This is a genomic window from Hoeflea phototrophica DFL-43, from assembly GCF_000154705.2.
Classification (GTDB): Bacteria; Pseudomonadota; Alphaproteobacteria; order Rhizobiales; family Rhizobiaceae; genus Hoeflea; species Hoeflea phototrophica.
Genome location: NZ_CM002917.1, coordinates 4,305,960 through 4,321,454, shown reverse-complemented (window position 1 = coordinate 4,321,454; position 15,495 = coordinate 4,305,960). Strand labels below are relative to the sequence as shown.

The following is a 15,495-nucleotide window of genomic DNA, read 5'->3' as shown; positions in this document are numbered from 1 at the left end:
AGGGGGAGGTTGGAATTGCCACAACCGGTTGCCCCCGGTTCCCACCTCCCCCTTGAGGGGAGGTCGGCGACTGGCTTGCAACGCAAGACAGAGCCGGGTGGGGGTGCTGCCGCCGGAGAGCCCGTCCTGCTTCAGGGCACACCCGTCACTCCGGTTCCTTGAGCCTATCTCGCCGCCGCCATCCCGGACTTGATTCAGACAAGCGAAGCGACGTCGTAATCACCGGGATCCAGCTCGCCCAAGTCCTTGGGCGAAAAGAGTCTTTGACCCGGCAGACGCCGGGTCGCGGGACTCCGGATCACGTCCGGAGTGACGGAGATTGAGGTTCGTCATCCTCGATCTCCCGTTTTGTCATCCTCGGCCTCCGAGCAAGACAAGCCAGAGGATGACGAAGGAGGGGGCGCGCCTACGCCAACTACTCCGCTTCCGCCGCCCGCAACCTCTCGCGCAACATGCCGGGAATGAAATCATCGACCGGCGCCAGCCGTTCGACGATCTCTAGCCCTCGGGAAAATATGCGGACTGAAACTTCTGATTGCAAGCGAGAATGGGTTCGCCGGATGTTGCCAAGGCTGAGGCATCGCTGCCGCAAAGGCCTTACAAGCGAAGGCCCACTTTGTTTACCGGCTGTAAACCCTGTCCGGAAATTGGCGCGCGGAAAGCCAGCCGGGAGGCCTGCTGTCCGCCGCATATTCGTCATTCCTTAATTCAAATCCCGCTATGTTTGGCTGTTAGACGAATGTTGGAAAAGCATATGATGGCAGGCAACACTCCCAAACATATCTTCGGATATCTGTTTCTGCTCGGCATTGTTGCCGTCGGCATGATCCTTGGCAGCGTGTTCTGGCTTACAGGCCGGATCGACCAGCTGGAGAAGGAAAGCAGCGAGAGCATCGTGGAATTGCTGGTGACCGAGAAGGTCGCCCATGTGAAAGCCTCGACCAGCGACTATTCCTACTGGGATCTCGCCTATGAGCTGGTCAAGGCCGAGGATGCTGCCGGTCTCTACGACAATATCGGTGCCGGAGCGACCGAGAGCGACCTGTTTGATCACATCATTGTTCTGAGCGCTGATGGTCAGGTCCTGCATGTCTATGACGGAACCGGCGCAATGACGTCGGCGGAGCAGTTTGATGTCGAAAGCGTACAGCCGTTCCTGTCGCGGCTTCGGGAAACCCGGCCCAAGGATTATGTCACCGTCTCCGGAATCGGTCAGATCAAGGGGATCTATGGCGCCATTGCCGCGAGCTGGATCACGCCTGACTATCTCGCAAGGGTAGATGCGGCGTCGCTGCCGATCATGCTTGGCGTCAAGCTGTTCGGCGATGAGGCGTTGCACACCATTGCCAAGATGACCCAGGGGACGGGTTATGCGATCACGCCGGCGGACAATCCGCCGAATGAACCGTCGGTCGACCTGGTTGGCCCGGACGGCACACCGGTTGCCCAGCTCGTCTGGACCCACAAACATGTCGGGACCATGCTGCGCATGGAGATCATGCCCGGCATCCTGCTGGTCTGTTTCGGCATCTTCGCGATTTGTGTTTTCGCTGCGCGGTATTTCCACCAGCAGAGCAAGGCGCTTGCGCGCGCCATGACCGTTGCCTCGACGGACAAGCTGACCGGTCTTCTGAACCGCTCGGGGCTTGATGAGGTGCTCAGAAAACCGGATGCGAAAGCGCGGATCGATGCAGGCGAAGTCGCGGTGCTCTATCTGGACCTCAACGACTTCAAGAAACTCAATGACGAGCATGGCCACCGGGAAGGTGATCATGCGCTGAAAGCCACCGCCGAGCGGCTCAAGGCCTCGGTAAGGCCGCATGATTATGTGGTGCGGCTGGGGGGAGACGAATTCATCTGCGTGGTGTTTGACCAGAACCCGGCAGCTGCTGCGAAGTCCGTTTCAGACCGGGTGCTGATCAGCTGCAACGCCCCGATTGCGTTCGTGGGCTTTGAGTGCATTCTTGCTCCCGCGTTAGGTGTTGCGGTGGCCGAACCGGGCATCGCCTGGGAAACGCTGCTTGGCCGTGCGGATGCCGCGATGTACAGCGCCAAACGGAAACAGCTTCGCATTGCGGAGTTCTATGTGCCGGAAAATGCGGGCGGCTTGGAAGATGCGGCGGTCTCTAAGCCCGCCAAGTCCAAAGGAACAGCTGCCGCCTAGGCCCAGGTGCTGATCCCAAACCGGATTCTGCGCCAGCCACATGGCTGATGCGGCCCGCGGTTCAGAGCGCCGCGTGCCCAATCACGCGCGACATGCATCGGGCCGGTCTCCCGGTCAGCTGGCGCCTCAAGGCCTGATCACGCAGACGCCGGAGCTTTTGCAAGCGCTCGAGTTGCGGTCGACAATGATGATCTTCGGGCCGTGATCCTTGCCACTTTCCCGGTGTCCCGAGCCGTCATGCCCCGTTCCTTTATGCCCTGCTCCGTCTTGACCGGCCCAGCGGCGTTCATCTTCATCATTGCCATATCCCCGGTCGCCGGTTTGCTGGCGCCGGTGATTATTGTCTCGATGGTCGCTGGAGTGGCGCGGAATGCGGATGCGGATTTCATCGTCGCGCTGCTTGAAGGTCGTCGCCGCACCTGGCTTGCGTTTGTCTTCGGTGACGAAACGCTTCCTGTCGCTGTCCTTGCGATCGATGACGATGATGGTCACATCGTCCTTGTGGCGTTTCTTGAACACAGGGCTGTCAGTTGCAAAAGCCGAGGCGGATGCCGCCAGCGTGAATGCGACCGCCAGGGTGGCGGATGCCAATGTCGTGGCTTTTGCTGCGGTCAGAGCAGATCTGGTCATGGGTCAATCCTTTTTCGCAATCCGGGGCCGTTTCGCAAAACGGGGTTGGTTCCCAGGTCAATTCTGTGCGATCTGGCCGTATCCTGCCCGAAGGGCGGGGCGAAGTCACCGCTTGGCCAGGCCTAGATGGATTTAACGTTAAGATTGCGGCCCGGATCGGGTCCCTGTTGGGGGCCCACACAACTTTAGCAAGGCTTGACCGTGGCGGCGCTTTAACGGAAACATGGGCGTCATGACAAAGCCCGATACACCGACCCGCATCCCGCCCGAAAACATCGATATCTCGCTGCTGCGGCTGAAAGACGCGCATCAGTTCTCACCGCTGCTGGCGGCCTATGTGCAGTCGCTCAAGCGCGGCGCGCCGCGGCGGCCGGATGATTTTTATGCCGAGACCCTGCTGCAGGACCGCTCGGCGCAGGTGTTCGGCGCACGGCTTGATGGTGAACTGGTCGGTTTCGTGATGTTTTATGATCTGCCCGATCCGGTCACCGGCATGCGGCTGGGCCAGGTCGACCATCTCTATGTCAGCCATCTGCACCGCAACATGGGCATCGCCCAGACGATGATCGACATGCTGGCGGAGGAAAGCGACGCCCATGGCTGGTCGCGCATCGTGCTCAACGCGCCGCGGTTGCCGGAGGACGGGCGCAAGCTCTATGAAAAGCTCGCCAACAAGGCGGATTTCTCCAGCTGGGAAATCCGCTTCGACCATTCGCGCTGAAACCGGCGGGATAAAGTGTCGCGGGGTCTCGTGGTGTGCGGGAAGACGTGCTTTTCCGGTTTGAACCGATTGAACCCTGATCCGTGGCAAGAACGGGCTCGCGCTTTCGACCAAAGGCTTGGCTTCAAAGGCAAACCGGGCTTTGACGCGGTGCACATAACGCACTAAAACCCTGTCAAAGCCAGCTGCGCTGCATTGCAAGCGGTCAGCATTGGTTTTGGGTGCTGCACATGATTTCTTAAACCTGTTCGGATTTAGGATCTGGTGCAGCAGGGCCAAGCGCTGCAGCGTGTTTCAAACACCCGACCGGGCTCCCGGCAAGGTGCGCAGCGCGAGATGAGGGAAAAGGATCAGGTCTCCATGACCAATGTGACGCAGAACCGGCCGCTATCGCCGCACCTGAGTATCTACAAGCAAATTCCGACCATGGTGATGTCCATCCTGCACCGGCTGACCGGTATGGCGCTGTATGCAGGAACCATCCTGGTCGCCTGGTGGCTGATCGCAGCCGCCTCGGGGCCTGAGTATTTCGATTGGGTCAATGGCATCTTCGGATCGCTGCTGGGCCGGCTGGTGCTGTTTGGCTACACCTGGGCGCTGGTGCATCACCTGCTCGGCGGTATCCGCCATTTCATCTGGGATACCGGCCACGGCTTTGATCCGCAGACCTCGACCAAGATGGCCTGGGCGACGATCACCGGCTCGGTCATCCTGACGGTCCTGATCTGGATCGCCGGCTACGCGACCCGCTTCTGAGCGCCGGATTTGAGGGACACTGACATGAACAACATGCGCACACCACTTTCCAAGGTTCGCGGTCTGGGTTCGGCCAAGGAAGGCACGGATCATTTCTGGCGGCAGCGGGTGACTGCGGTCGCCAATGTGCCGCTGATCATCTTCTTCATCCTGTTCATCATCGCCTATAATGGCGAGCCCTACGAGGTGGTTGCCGGCGCGCTGTCGAATCCGCTGGTGGCGGTGCTGATGGGCCTGGTGGTGATTTCCGGCCTGGTTCACATGCGCCTGGGTATGCAGGTGATCATCGAGGACTATATACACGCCGAGGGCGCCAAGGTGGCGCTGTTGCTTTTCAACACGTTCTTTACAGCCGCAATCGGCGCCGTATCGCTGTTTTCGGTTCTCAAACTCGGCTTCGGAGGCTGACAGACCATGGTAATGACGTCGAGCGTCAACATTGGCGGACGCGCCTACACGATTGTCGACCACGCCTATGACGTGGTTGTCGTTGGCGCCGGTGGCGCCGGTCTTCGCGCCACGCTGGGCATGGCCGAACAGGGCTTCCGCACCGCCTGCATCTCCAAGGTGTTCCCGACCCGCTCGCACACGGTTGCAGCACAGGGCGGCATCGCCGCATCGCTGACAAACATGACGCCCGACAGCTGGCAGTGGCACATGTATGACACCGTCAAGGGCTCGGACTGGCTCGGCGATGTCGACGCCATGCAGTATCTGACCATGGAAGCGCCCAAGGCGGTCTATGAGCTGGAGCATTACGGCGTGCCGTTCTCGCGCACCGAGGATGGCCGGATCTACCAGCGGCCGTTTGGCGGCCACATGCAGAATTACGGTGAAGGCCCTCCGGTGCAGCGCACCTGTGCTGCGGCCGACCGCACCGGCCACGCCATCCTGCACACGCTGTATGGCCAGTCGCTGAAGAACAATGCTGAATTCTTCATCGAGTATTTCGCCACCGATCTTCTGATGGAAGAGGACGGCCGCTGCACCGGCGTTGTCGCCTGGAACCTTGATGACGGCACGATTCACCGCTTCTCGGCCAAGATGGTGGTGCTGGCCACCGGCGGTTACGGCCGGGCCTATTTCTCGGCCACTTCGGCGCATACCTGCACCGGCGATGGCGGCGGCATGATCGCCCGCGCCGGCCTGCCGCTCCAGGACATGGAGTTCGTGCAGTTCCACCCGACAGGGATCTATGGCGCAGGCTGCCTGATCACCGAGGGTGCGCGCGGCGAAGGCGGCTATCTGGTCAATTCCGAGGGCGAGCGCTTCATGGAGCGCTATGCGCCATCGGCGAAGGATCTGGCTTCGCGTGACGTTGTCTCGCGCTGCATGACTATGGAAATCCGCGAGGGCCGTGGCGTCGGCAAGGCCAAGGACCACATCTTCCTGCATCTCGATCACCTTGACCCGGCGGTGCTGCACGAGCGGCTTCCGGGCATCTCGGAAAGTGCCAAGATCTTCGCCGGCGTCGATGTGACCCGCGAGCCGATCCCGGTGTTGCCGACTGTGCATTACAACATGGGCGGCATCCCGACCAATTACTGGGGTGAGGTGCTCAACCCGACCAAGAAAGACCCGGACAAGGTGACGCCCGGCCTGATGGCCGTCGGCGAAGCCGGTTGCGCCTCGGTGCATGGCGCCAACCGCCTGGGTTCAAACTCGCTGATCGACCTGGTCGTGTTCGGCCGCGCAGCGGCGATCCGCGCCGGCGAGGTGATTGACCGCGCGTCGAGCATCCCTCCGGTCAACGAGGCGTCGTTCGAGAAGGTGATGACCCGCTTTGACGCGGTGCGTCACGCCAATGGCTCGACCCCGACAGCCGAACTGCGCGAAAAGATGCAGCGCACCATGCAGGAAGACGCCGCGGTGTTCCGCACCCAGGAATCGCTCGAATCCGGCTGCAAGCGGATGAGCGCGATCTGGGACGAGCTTCCCGATGTGAAGGTCACCGACCGCTCGCTGATCTGGAATTCGGACCTGATGGAAACGCTCGAGCTCGACAATCTGATGGCGAATGCGATCACCACGGTCTATTCGGCCGAGGCGCGCAAGGAAAGCCGCGGCTCCCACGCCCGCGAGGACTATGTCGAGGGGGCCTTTGGCGGCCGTGACGACGAGAACTGGCGCAAGCATTCGCTGGCCTGGGTGGATGAGAAGGGCAAGGTCAAGCTCGACTATCGCCCGGTTCACACCGAGCTGATTGCAGACGGCATCGACATCGCCAAGATCGCGCCCAAGGCGCGGGTCTACTAAGAGGGAACGGGACCAATGGTTGAACTCACACTCCCGAAGAATTCGCAGCCCAAGCCGGGCAAGGTCTGGCCGAAGCCGGAAGGCGCGACCCATACGCGCGAATTCAAGATTTACCGCTGGTCGCCGGATGATGCCGAGAACCCGCGCATCGACACGTTCCACATCGACACCGATGATTGCGGACCGATGGTGCTCGACGGCCTGTTGTGGATCAAGAACAAGATAGACGCGACGCTGACGCTGCGCCGCTCCTGCCGCGAGGGCATTTGCGGCTCCTGTGCGATGAACATCGACGGCACCAACACGCTGGCCTGCACCAAGGGTCTCGACGAGATTGACGGTGCGGTGAAGGTCTATCCGTTGCCGCATTTGCCGGTGGTCAAGGATCTGGTGCCGGATCTGACCAATTTCTACGCCCAGCACCGCTCAATCGAGCCGTGGCTGAAAACGGTGTCGCCGACGCCGGCGAAGGAATGGAAGCAGAGCCATGAGGACCGGGCCAAGCTCGACGGGCTCTATGAGTGCATTTTGTGCGCCTGCTGCTCGACCTCCTGCCCGAGCTACTGGTGGAATGGCGACCGCTATCTCGGCCCGGCCGTTCTGTTGCAGGCCTATCGCTGGCTGATCGATTCCCGTGACGAATCCACCGGCGAACGGCTCGATGATCTCGAGGATCCGTTCCGGCTCTACCGCTGCCACACCATCATGAACTGCGCGCAAACCTGCCCCAAGGGCCTGAACCCAGCCAAGGCGATTGCCGAGATCAAGAAGATGATGGTCGAGCGCCGGGTGTAGGCCAGGCGAGATACGAAGTTGAAAAGGGGAGCTTTTGCTCCCCTTTTTTGTGTCCGAGTGTGTCCGAAGCTGGCATCCACTTATCTCCCCCCTTGCGGGGGAGGAGATCTGGGAGCCCCCGAGCTTCGATCTCAGCCCAGCGCCCGGCTCAGATCCGCAATCAGATCATTAGCATCCTCGATGCCCACCGAAACACGGATCAGGCTTTCGGGGATGCCGGTGTGGGGTTCGATGGTGTGGCGGTGCTCGACCAGGCTTTCGACGCCGCCCAATGATGTGGCGCGGTGGAACAGCTTGAGTTTGCCGACCACGGCGAGGGCTTCCGGCGCGCCGCCCTGAACCAGGAAGGACAGCAGGCAGCCGAAGCCGCCCTGCATCTGGGTTCTGGCGACCGCGTGGCCGGGATGGCTTTCAAGGCCGGGATAATAGACATCCGCCACCTTGGGATGGGCCTTGAGCCATCTGGCGATCTTGAGCGCATTGGCGCTCATCCGCTCTACGCGCAAGGGCAGGGTGCGCATGCCGCGCAGCAGGAGCCAGGCCTCGAAGGGCCCCAGTACCGCACCGGCGTCGTGGCGGTCGGTCTTGATGTCGGTCCAGATCTGTGCCGCTGGGGCTGCCGTGGCGAGGACGCCGGCGAGCACATCTGAATGGCCGTTGATGCCCTTGGTGGCGGAATGCATGACGATGTCGGCGCCAAGCTCCAGCGGTTTCTGCAGCACCGGCGTTGCGGCGGTGGAATCGACGGCCAGCAGGCCACCGGCGGCATGGGCGCATTTGGCGGCATGGGCGATGTTGACAGTCTTGAGCCAGGGGTTCGACGGCGTCTCGATGAACACGATACCCGGAGTATGGGCTGTGCAGGCCGCGGCGAGGGCTTCGGGATCGGCCGCATCAACCTCGTGCAGGGCAATCTCGCGGCGGGCGGAAAAGTCCCTCAGCCACTTGGTGGTGCCCCAGTAAATACCGGACTGGACCACCACGGTGGCGCCGTTCGGCAGGGTGCGGAACAGCGCCGCAATCGCCGCCATACCTGCTGGAAACAGCAGCGCTTCTTCCGCGCCCTCGAGCCGCGCCAGCACATTTTCGGTGATGCGGACGATGTCGGAATTGTCGCGGGAATAGATATTGTCGGGATTGACCAGCGCGTAACCCTCGTCACGCACGAAGGTGGTCGAGGGCTGCACCGGCGGCACTACGCCGCCCGAGGGTGTGTCGATGATGCCGCCGGCCTGGGCCGCGATGGTGGAGGCTTTGACGTCGTTGGGGAGGCTCATGTGAACTCGGTCTTTCCCTGGCATGTGCACCAGATTTCCGGACGCCGGTGCGCCCACTCAAGCCCACGTGTCTATGCAGTCCGGCGGCGAATTTCAACGGCCTGTTTGACCCTCCGGCCTGGCCGGCAGAAGCCGCCCCGGTCAGGCCGGCGCATTGGTGATGACGACGTTGCCCTTCCTGGCCGGGCTCTCGTAGTAACGGTGGGCCTGGGCGGCATCTGCCAGCGCAAAGCGCTTGTCGATGTAGGGCATGAACTGGCCCCTGGCCGCAAGATCGGCGAGAAAGCGCAGGTCCTCGGCGCGTTCAGGGGCGTAGCCGCCCGATGCCTTGCGGCCGCCGCGCTTGCGGGCAAACAGCGTGCCGATGTGCTGCCACAGATTGGCGGAGACCAGCAGCAGCCGGCCGCCCGGTTTCAGCGAAGAGCCATACTTCGGGTATGTCGCGGTGCCGCTTGTGTCGAGAATGATGTCATAGGCGTCCCGGGCAGCGGCGGGGTTCTCACGTGAGTGGTCGATCACTTGGTCGGCGCCGAGATCGCCCACCATGTCGAGCTTGCCAGCCGATGCGGTTGCGGTGACATGGGCGCCAAAGGCTTTTGAGACTTGCACGGCGGCGCTGCCGACGCTGCCCGAGGCGCCGATGACCAGAACATGGTCGCCGGGTTTGATGCCGGCCTTGTCGCGCAGGAAATTGAGCGCGGTTGCGCCGCCGAAGGGGATTGCCGCGGCTTCATCGAAATCGAGATCGGCGGGCATAGGGGCAATCGCCGCGGTCTCGGCGATCACCGCGTATTCGGCATAGCCACCGAAGCCGGCGCCGGGATAGGCGAAGACCCGGTCGCCGGGGGCGAAGCGGGTGACGTCGTTGCCGACCGCCTCGACCACGCCGGAAAACTCGGCTCCGAGCACCTGGCGGCGGGGCCGGAACAGCCCGAATGCCAGCCTGCCGACCAGGCCGAAACCCGGGGGTATGTCGAGGCTGCGAGCGCGGTAGTCGCCCGCGGTTACGGTGGTGGCGCGAATCCGGACCAGGACTTCACCGGGCTTCGCAGCGGGCTTGGGCAGGTCGACGGGTTTGAGCACGTCCGGCGTCCCGTAGTTGGAATGGGCGATGGCTTTCATCGATCTGTTCTCCAGTTTCTGGTCCGGATATAGCCATGCGCAGGCGCAGAATAAATTGACCAATAATGCCGATATGATATGCATTTTCGCATGGATTGGAGATCTGTCAATTTCGACTGGAACCGGGCGCGGGCGTTTCTGGTGACTGCCGAGGAGGGCTCGCTGTCAGCCGCCGCGCGGGCGCTCGGCATGGCGCAGCCGACGCTTGGCCGCCAGGTGGCGGCGCTGGAACGGGAGCTAGGGGTGGCGCTGTTCGAGCGGGTCGGGCGTGGGCTGACGCTGACGCCGAGCGGGCTCGAGCTGATGGACCATGTCCGGGCCATGGGCGAGGCGGCGGCGCGGATGTCGCTGTCGGCGTCGGGCAAGGCGCAGGCGATTGAGGGCACGGTGTCGATCAGCGCCAGCGAGACCGACGCAGCGTTCCGGCTGCCGCCGATCATCCGCAAACTCCGGGAGACTGCGCCCGGTATCGATGTCGAGATCGTCGCCACCAACACCGAGAGTGACCTGAGGCGGCGCGAGGCCGATATCGCCATCCGCAATTACCGGCCGACCCAGCCCAACCTGGTGGCGCGCAAGATCCGCGATATCGAGGGCCGGATCTACGCCACGCCCTTCTATCTCGAGAGCATCGGCAATCCCTCGGCGCCGGAAGATTTCGCGGCGGCGGAGTTCATCGGCTTCAACCGGTCGGGAGAGCTGATTGCGGCGATGGCCCGGTTCGGGCTGACACTGACGCAGAAGAATTTTTCGCTGATCTCGGAAAGCCACCTGGTGCAGTGGAGCCACGTCAAGCAGGGGCTCGGCATCGGCGTCATGGCCGCCGACATCGGCGACGCGGAACCGGGCGTGGTCCGGGTGCTGCCCGGTGTCGATCCGCTGGTCTTCCCCGTCTGGCTGGTGACCCACCGCGAGGTCCACACCAGCCGGCGGGTGCGGCTGGTGTTTGACCTGATGGCCGAAGCCCTGGCGCGGGCTTACCGCGTGCTCCCCGCAGGAGCTGAATGACAATGCAAATCGCTGATCTATCGGGTGGCGTGAGGAATCTGCTAGCGTGACCAAATGATCGAGATCCTCAAACATCCTGCCTATGCCCGCCTGTTTTCGGCGCAGGTGATTGCGCTTGCGGGAACCGGGCTTCTGACGGTGGCGCTGGGGCTGCTTGCCTATGATCTGGCGGGGGACCGGGCCGGTGCAGTGCTCGGCACGGTGTTTGCGATCAAGATGATCGCCTATGTGGGCCTGGCGCCGCTTGCCAATGCGATTGCCGGGCGCCGGCCGCGCAAGCAGCTGCTGATCGGGGCCGACCTGGTGCGCGCCTCGGTGGCGCTCGCGTTGCCCTTCATTGACCAGGTCTGGCAGATCTATGGTCTGATCTTTGTGCTGCAGGCGGCCTCGGCGACCTTCACCCCGGCGTTTCAGGCGGCGATTCCGGATATTCTTCCCGATGAAAGGGACTATACGCGGGCGCTTTCGCTGTCGCGGCTGGCCTATGATCTGGAAAACCTGCTGAGCCCGGCGCTGGCGGGCCTGCTGCTGATGTTCATTAGCTACCACTGGCTGTTTGGCGGCACGGTTCTGGGCTTTTTGGGTTCGGCATTGCTGGTGGCTGTTGCGGCCATCCCACTGGCCAAGCCCGAGCGGGTGCAGCGCCCGTTTGCCGAGCGGCTGACGCGCGGGGTGCGGATCTATCTGGCAACGCCGCGGCTCAGAGGGTTGCTGGCGCTCAACCTAACAGCAGCCAGCGCCGGAGCGTTCGTGCTGGTAAACACCGTGGTGATCGTGCGCGGCGGCTATGGCGGCGGCGAGGCCGGAGTGGCCGCCGCCCTTGCGGCCTTCGGAGCCGGCTCCATGCTGTCAGCGATTGCACTGCCGCGGTTGCTGGAAACGATCGCCGACCGGATGGTGATGGTCCGGTCGGGCTTTCTGCTGGCGCTGCTGACGCTCGGGCATGCGACCTATCTCTTCGCGGAGGGTTGGCCGGCCTGGACCGGGTTTCTTCTTGCCTGGGTCCTGAGCGGCGTGTTCTATTCCGCCATCCTGACGCCTTCGGGGCGTCTGCTGCGGGTCTCGGCCCATGCCGAGGACCGGCCGGCGGTGTTTGCCGCGCAGTTCACGCTGTCGCATGCCTGCTGGCTTGTCACCTATCCGCTGGCGGGCTGGGCTGGGCTTGCTCTTGGCCTGCCCGCGGCAATGCTGATGCTGGGCGGCATGGCGCTGACCGGCGCGCTGGCGGCGCTCCGGGTCTGGCCTGCCGATGATGCGTCGATGCTTGATCATGAGCATGGTGACCTTCCGCCCAATCATCCGCATCTGCGCGCCCACCCGCCGCAGGGCACCCGGCACCGCCATGTGTTTGTCATCGATGATGAACACCACCGGGTCTGGCCGACGCAGGGCTGACCTCAACCGGACGGTAACCGCAGAGAACGTGGCGCCTTCGGTGCAATGGCCGCAGGAGCACAGGATGCCGGATATTGCGGCAAAGACCTCAGTCTCACGGCAATGTGCGGAAGCGTGAGTTGTCATGCCGTGCCGATGGTCTAGCTTCGAACTGAACAGGAGATGTGCCGATGAGACGATTGTTGCCCGCGACCATCATGCTGGCGCTGAGCATGCTGACGGCAGGCGTTGCCAGGGCCCAGGATGACGCAACAGCAGCCGAGGCCAACACCGGTGTGGCCATTTTCGCAGGTGGCTGCTTCTGGTGCGTCGAGTCCGATTTCGACCATATCGAAGGGGTCAAGGAAACGGTGTCGGGCTATATTGGCGGCAAGAATGACAATCCGACCTATGAAACCCACACCAGGAACGGTGACCGTGAGGCGGTGCGGATTACCTATGATCCGTCGATGGTCAGCTACGACGCGCTGCTCAAGACCTTTTTCCGCACCGTTGATCCGACCGATGATGGCGGGCAATTCTGTGACCGCGGTTTCAGCTACAGCACCGCCGTCTACACCCTGAATGATGCGCAAGGCGCTCTTGCCGAGGCGGCAAAGGCTGATGCCGCGATGGTGCTGGCGCAGCCGGTCGCCACCGAGGTGTTGCCTGCGCCGACGTTCTGGCCGGCTGAGGAGTACCACCAGAACTTCCACGCCAAGAACCCGATCCGCTACCGCTATTACCGCAATGGCTGCGGCCGCGACAAACGGGTCAAATCATTGTGGGGCGATCAGGCCTATTCCGGCATCGACAAGAAGTGAATGGAAACCGGTTGCTCTCCGGCACGGCCTCAAGGCGCGAAATGACCTGACTCCAAACGCGAATTGACTTTGATGTCGCTGCCTCGCAAAGCTTGCGCCCGGCAATTCGGTCTCGGGAGAGTGTCATGGCCATGAAACGCAGCAAGGAACCGTGGATGTCGGCTGAAGATTTTGGCCGATCACTGCCGCGTGGTGTCGGGGTCAATCTGCTGGTTGCCGATATTGGTGCACAAGTTGCGTTCTGCCGGGATTGCCTGGGCGCCATGGTGCTTGATCACGACGAGGACTTTGCCGCCATCGAACTGTGCGGCTCGGTGTTCATGCTGCATGCCGACCATTCCTATGCCAGCCACCCGATGTCGGGCATTGTCGCCGGCGCCGAGAGCCGTGGCGCCGGTGTCGAACTCCGCGTTTACGGACTCGATCCGGACAAGGTGGAGGCCCGGGCCGAATCGCAGGGCCATCATGTTCTGGCAGGCAGCATCGACAAGCCGCACGGGTTGCGCGAATGCTTTGTTGTCGATCCTGAAGGCTATATCTGGGTTCCGAGTGCGGCGATCCGGCCGGATTAAAGTGTATTCTTTCTTAAGAAATCTGTTCTAATTTGTTCGAATGATCTGGACATGGCCGGATGTGTCTTTACTGAACGGCCAGTTTGCCTTGCAATTTCCATTGTCTCGACATTTTATGCGGGAAGATGGGACGAACAGCGAAGCTGGTGCTTCGCGCAATCGGAGCGAGCCTATGAAAATGCACACCTTGCTGGTCGCGGTCGCGGTCACCGCCGCACTGGGTGGATGTCAGCGGACGTCCTTTGGCGGGTTGAGCACGCAGCCCCGCCCCGCGCCTTTGATGCCTGCTCCTATTGGCGGCGTGGAATCGGGCCAGTTGGCGCCACCTGTGAGCGACGGAACATCCCAGTTCCCCGAAGCGCCAACTGCACCTCCGCCGGTCAACCCGCAAGTTGCCGCGGCCAATGCGCCCGAGCTCACCCGCGAGGCGCTGATTGGCCGCTGGTCGGCAGGCACCGGTGGCTCGAGCTGTGATGTGTTCCTTTCGCTGACCAAATGGACCGGCGGATATCGTGCCGCGTCACGTGGCTGTGTCGGCGATGCTGCTGCGATTGCGGCCTGGGATGTTCAGGGCAAGCAGGTGATCCTGGCGGATTCGAGCGGCAATCAGGTTGCAAGGCTTTATCAGTCGGCCAACGAGCGCTATGACGGATCGACCGCCACCGGGCAGCCGATCTCGCTTTCGCGCTGACCGGTTCTTGCGCGCCGCCGGTGATAGCTGACAGGGTCTGACCCATATGCCATGGAGACACCACACCACGGTCGCTGAGGCCTATGCCTCGCGGGTTGCCAGTGGTGAATTTTCGCTCGATACGGCGCAGGTGAAGCTGGCCAAACGGTTCGACGCGCTGTTGCTGGAGGTTTCGAGCCGCCGGCTGGCGAAGAAATCCAGCGCGCTGGGCTGGATGTTCGCGCGCAAGACCAAATCCATCAATGCGCCGCGCGGGCTCTATGTCCATGGCGCGGTTGGCCGTGGCAAGACCATGCTGATGGACATGTTCTATGAACTGGTCCCGGCCAAGCGCAAGCGGCGGGCGCATTTCCATGATTTCATGGCGGATGTGCATAGCCGCATTCATGCCCACCGCCAGAAGCTGAAGGCCGGGGAAACCAAGGAGACAGATCCGGTGCCGCCGGTGGCGAGAGATCTGATCGATGAGGCCTGGGTGCTGTGTTTCGATGAGTTCTCGGTCACCGACATTGCTGATGCAATGCTGCTGTCGCGGCTGTTCGAGCAATTGTTCACGCGCGGTTGCGTGCTGGTGGCGACGTCCAATGTGGAACCGGACAATCTCTACCGTGACGGGCTGAACAGGCAGTTGTTCGTTCCTTTCATCGGATTGCTCAAGGAGAACGTCGATGTGCTCGACCTTGATGCGCGCACCGACTACCGGATGGAGGCCACGACCCGGCTGCCTGTTTATCATGAGCTGTCGGGGGGCGGCGACGCCGGGGCGGCAATGGATCTTGCCTGGATCCGGGTGACGGCCGGCAAGCAGACGGCGGCTTCGGAGATAGAGGTCAAGGGCCGGAAGGTTCCGGTGCCGCAAGCCGGTGGCGGGGCCGCGCGGTTCAGCTTTGCGGGGCTTTGCGAAAAACCGCTCGGGGCATCCGACTATGCGGCAATCGCCGGGCGTTATCACACCGTATTTGTCGACCAGGTGCCGGTGATGGGGCAGGCGAACCGGAACGCCGCGAAGCGCTTCATCACGCTGATTGACACGTTTTATGACCGCAAGATCCGGCTGTTCGTGTCCGCTGAGGCGGCGCCGGATGGGCTCTATCAGGCGGAGAGCGGCACCGAGAAGTTCGAGTTTGCGCGCACCGCCTCACGTCTCAACGAGATGCAAAGCGAGGCCTATCTGGAGGCGAGCCAGGCGGCGAAAGTGTCCGGAACGCTAGATCCGGTCTGAAAATATTGACGTTTACGTAAAAGCCGAACAAGCTAACCGATTGAATTATATAATATCAAAAGTTTGAGTTGCCAGTTCCCGGC

At 62.3% G+C, this 15,495-nt stretch carries 15 protein-coding genes; 12 read left to right on the top strand and 3 right to left on the bottom strand.

The annotated features are described in order from the left end of the window. Window positions 1-754: 754 nt before the first annotated feature. Window positions 755-2,164: a diguanylate cyclase domain-containing protein gene (locus HPDFL43_RS20420; protein WP_169743271.1), complete on the top strand. Its 1,410-nt coding sequence runs from the start codon at window positions 755-757 to the stop codon at window positions 2,162-2,164. 126 nt (window positions 2,165-2,290) lie between these two features. Here HPDFL43_RS20420 and HPDFL43_RS20415 read toward each other — a convergent pair whose 3' ends face one another. Continuing rightward, on the bottom strand, window positions 2,291-2,794 hold the full coding sequence (locus tag HPDFL43_RS20415) for a hypothetical protein (protein ID WP_007199324.1): 504 nt from the start codon (window positions 2,792-2,794) through the stop codon (window positions 2,291-2,293). A gap of 223 nt (window positions 2,795-3,017) precedes the next feature. Here HPDFL43_RS20415 and HPDFL43_RS20410 point away from each other — a divergent pair, with 223 nt between their 5' ends. The 5 genes from HPDFL43_RS20410 to HPDFL43_RS20390 all read left to right on the top strand — a co-directional run bounded on the left by HPDFL43_RS20410 (window position 3,018) and on the right by HPDFL43_RS20390 (window position 7,322). Next, entirely contained in the window at window positions 3,018-3,515 is a 498-nt protein-coding gene (locus HPDFL43_RS20410) for a GNAT family N-acetyltransferase (protein WP_007199323.1), read from the top strand. Window positions 3,516-3,875: 360 nt separating this feature from the next. Continuing rightward, complete coding sequence (sdhC, locus tag HPDFL43_RS20405; RefSeq protein WP_040450634.1) at window positions 3,876-4,271, top strand: succinate dehydrogenase, cytochrome b556 subunit; 396 nt, start codon at window positions 3,876-3,878, stop codon at window positions 4,269-4,271. A gap of 24 nt (window positions 4,272-4,295) precedes the next feature. Beyond that, window positions 4,296-4,679 carry a succinate dehydrogenase, hydrophobic membrane anchor protein gene (gene sdhD / locus HPDFL43_RS20400; protein WP_007199321.1) on the top strand — a complete coding sequence of 128 codons (384 nt, stop codon included), beginning with the start codon at window positions 4,296-4,298 and terminating at the stop codon, window positions 4,677-4,679. Between the two features lie 12 nt (window positions 4,680-4,691). Then, entirely contained in the window at window positions 4,692-6,527 is a 1,836-nt protein-coding gene (sdhA, locus tag HPDFL43_RS20395; RefSeq protein WP_007199320.1) for a succinate dehydrogenase flavoprotein subunit, read from the top strand. Between the two features lie 15 nt (window positions 6,528-6,542). Then, window positions 6,543-7,322, top strand: coding sequence for a succinate dehydrogenase iron-sulfur subunit (locus HPDFL43_RS20390; RefSeq protein ID WP_007199319.1), 780 nt, complete (start codon window positions 6,543-6,545; stop codon window positions 7,320-7,322). A 131-nt stretch (window positions 7,323-7,453) separates the two neighbouring features. Here the strand turns inward: HPDFL43_RS20390 and HPDFL43_RS20385 are convergent, their stop codons facing one another. Together HPDFL43_RS20385 and HPDFL43_RS20380 are read right to left on the bottom strand one after the other, a co-directional pair. Then, window positions 7,454-8,599: a trans-sulfuration enzyme family protein gene (locus HPDFL43_RS20385; protein ID WP_007199318.1), complete on the bottom strand. Its 1,146-nt coding sequence runs from the start codon at window positions 8,597-8,599 to the stop codon at window positions 7,454-7,456. Window positions 8,600-8,740: 141 nt separating this feature from the next. Next, window positions 8,741-9,721 (bottom strand): NAD(P)-dependent alcohol dehydrogenase, encoded by a 981-nt coding sequence (locus tag HPDFL43_RS20380; RefSeq protein WP_007199317.1) that lies wholly within the window; start codon window positions 9,719-9,721, stop codon window positions 8,741-8,743. 90 nt (window positions 9,722-9,811) lie between these two features. On the opposite strand from HPDFL43_RS20380, the gene HPDFL43_RS20375 reads away from it, so the two are divergent. The 6 genes from HPDFL43_RS20375 to zapE all read left to right on the top strand — a co-directional run bounded on the left by HPDFL43_RS20375 (window position 9,812) and on the right by zapE (window position 15,412). Beyond that, a complete protein-coding gene (locus tag HPDFL43_RS20375) occupies window positions 9,812-10,729 on the top strand; it encodes a LysR family transcriptional regulator (protein ID WP_007199316.1) in 918 nt (305 codons plus the stop codon). A gap of 54 nt (window positions 10,730-10,783) precedes the next feature. Further along, complete coding sequence (locus HPDFL43_RS20370; protein ID WP_007199315.1) at window positions 10,784-12,124, top strand: MFS transporter; 1,341 nt, start codon at window positions 10,784-10,786, stop codon at window positions 12,122-12,124. 212 nt (window positions 12,125-12,336) lie between these two features. Further along, window positions 12,337-12,927, top strand: a complete 591-nt coding sequence (gene msrA, locus HPDFL43_RS20365) for a peptide-methionine (S)-S-oxide reductase MsrA (RefSeq protein ID WP_156970459.1) — start codon at window positions 12,337-12,339, stop codon at window positions 12,925-12,927. 125 nt (window positions 12,928-13,052) lie between these two features. Further along, window positions 13,053-13,499 carry a VOC family protein gene (locus tag HPDFL43_RS20360; protein ID WP_007199313.1) on the top strand — a complete coding sequence of 149 codons (447 nt, stop codon included), beginning with the start codon at window positions 13,053-13,055 and terminating at the stop codon, window positions 13,497-13,499. Between the two features lie 172 nt (window positions 13,500-13,671). After that, window positions 13,672-14,190, top strand: coding sequence for a protease inhibitor Inh/omp19 family protein (locus HPDFL43_RS20355; RefSeq protein WP_040450630.1), 519 nt, complete (start codon window positions 13,672-13,674; stop codon window positions 14,188-14,190). A gap of 46 nt (window positions 14,191-14,236) precedes the next feature. Further along, entirely contained in the window at window positions 14,237-15,412 is a 1,176-nt protein-coding gene (gene zapE / locus HPDFL43_RS20350) for a cell division protein ZapE (RefSeq protein WP_007199311.1), read from the top strand. Window positions 15,413-15,495 lie beyond the last annotated feature (83 nt).

What these genes read in the sequence shown, in the direction of transcription:
- HPDFL43_RS20385 (WP_007199318.1), bottom strand. Translation starts at nt 8,599, where the DNA reads ATGAGCCTCCCCAACGACGTCAAAGCCTCCACCATCGCGGCCCAGGCC.
- HPDFL43_RS20355 (WP_040450630.1), top strand. Translation starts at nt 13,672, where the DNA reads ATGAAAATGCACACCTTGCTGGTCGCGGTCGCGGTCACCGCCGCACTG.
- HPDFL43_RS20380 (WP_007199317.1), bottom strand. Translation starts at nt 9,721, where the DNA reads ATGAAAGCCATCGCCCATTCCAACTACGGGACGCCGGACGTGCTCAAA.
- HPDFL43_RS20360 (WP_007199313.1), top strand. Translation starts at nt 13,053, where the DNA reads ATGGCCATGAAACGCAGCAAGGAACCGTGGATGTCGGCTGAAGATTTT.
- HPDFL43_RS20370 (WP_007199315.1), top strand. Translation starts at nt 10,784, where the DNA reads ATGATCGAGATCCTCAAACATCCTGCCTATGCCCGCCTGTTTTCGGCG.
- zapE (WP_007199311.1), top strand. Translation starts at nt 14,237, where the DNA reads ATGCCATGGAGACACCACACCACGGTCGCTGAGGCCTATGCCTCGCGG.
- msrA (WP_156970459.1), top strand. Translation starts at nt 12,337, where the DNA reads ATGCTGACGGCAGGCGTTGCCAGGGCCCAGGATGACGCAACAGCAGCC.
- sdhD (WP_007199321.1), top strand. Translation starts at nt 4,296, where the DNA reads ATGAACAACATGCGCACACCACTTTCCAAGGTTCGCGGTCTGGGTTCG.
- sdhC (WP_040450634.1), top strand. Translation starts at nt 3,876, where the DNA reads ATGACCAATGTGACGCAGAACCGGCCGCTATCGCCGCACCTGAGTATC.
- HPDFL43_RS20410 (WP_007199323.1), top strand. Translation starts at nt 3,018, where the DNA reads ATGGGCGTCATGACAAAGCCCGATACACCGACCCGCATCCCGCCCGAA.
- HPDFL43_RS20415 (WP_007199324.1), bottom strand. Translation starts at nt 2,794, where the DNA reads ATGACCAGATCTGCTCTGACCGCAGCAAAAGCCACGACATTGGCATCC.
- HPDFL43_RS20375 (WP_007199316.1), top strand. Translation starts at nt 9,812, where the DNA reads ATGGATTGGAGATCTGTCAATTTCGACTGGAACCGGGCGCGGGCGTTT.
- HPDFL43_RS20390 (WP_007199319.1), top strand. Translation starts at nt 6,543, where the DNA reads ATGGTTGAACTCACACTCCCGAAGAATTCGCAGCCCAAGCCGGGCAAG.
- HPDFL43_RS20420 (WP_169743271.1), top strand. Translation starts at nt 755, where the DNA reads ATGATGGCAGGCAACACTCCCAAACATATCTTCGGATATCTGTTTCTG.
- sdhA (WP_007199320.1), top strand. Translation starts at nt 4,692, where the DNA reads ATGACGTCGAGCGTCAACATTGGCGGACGCGCCTACACGATTGTCGAC.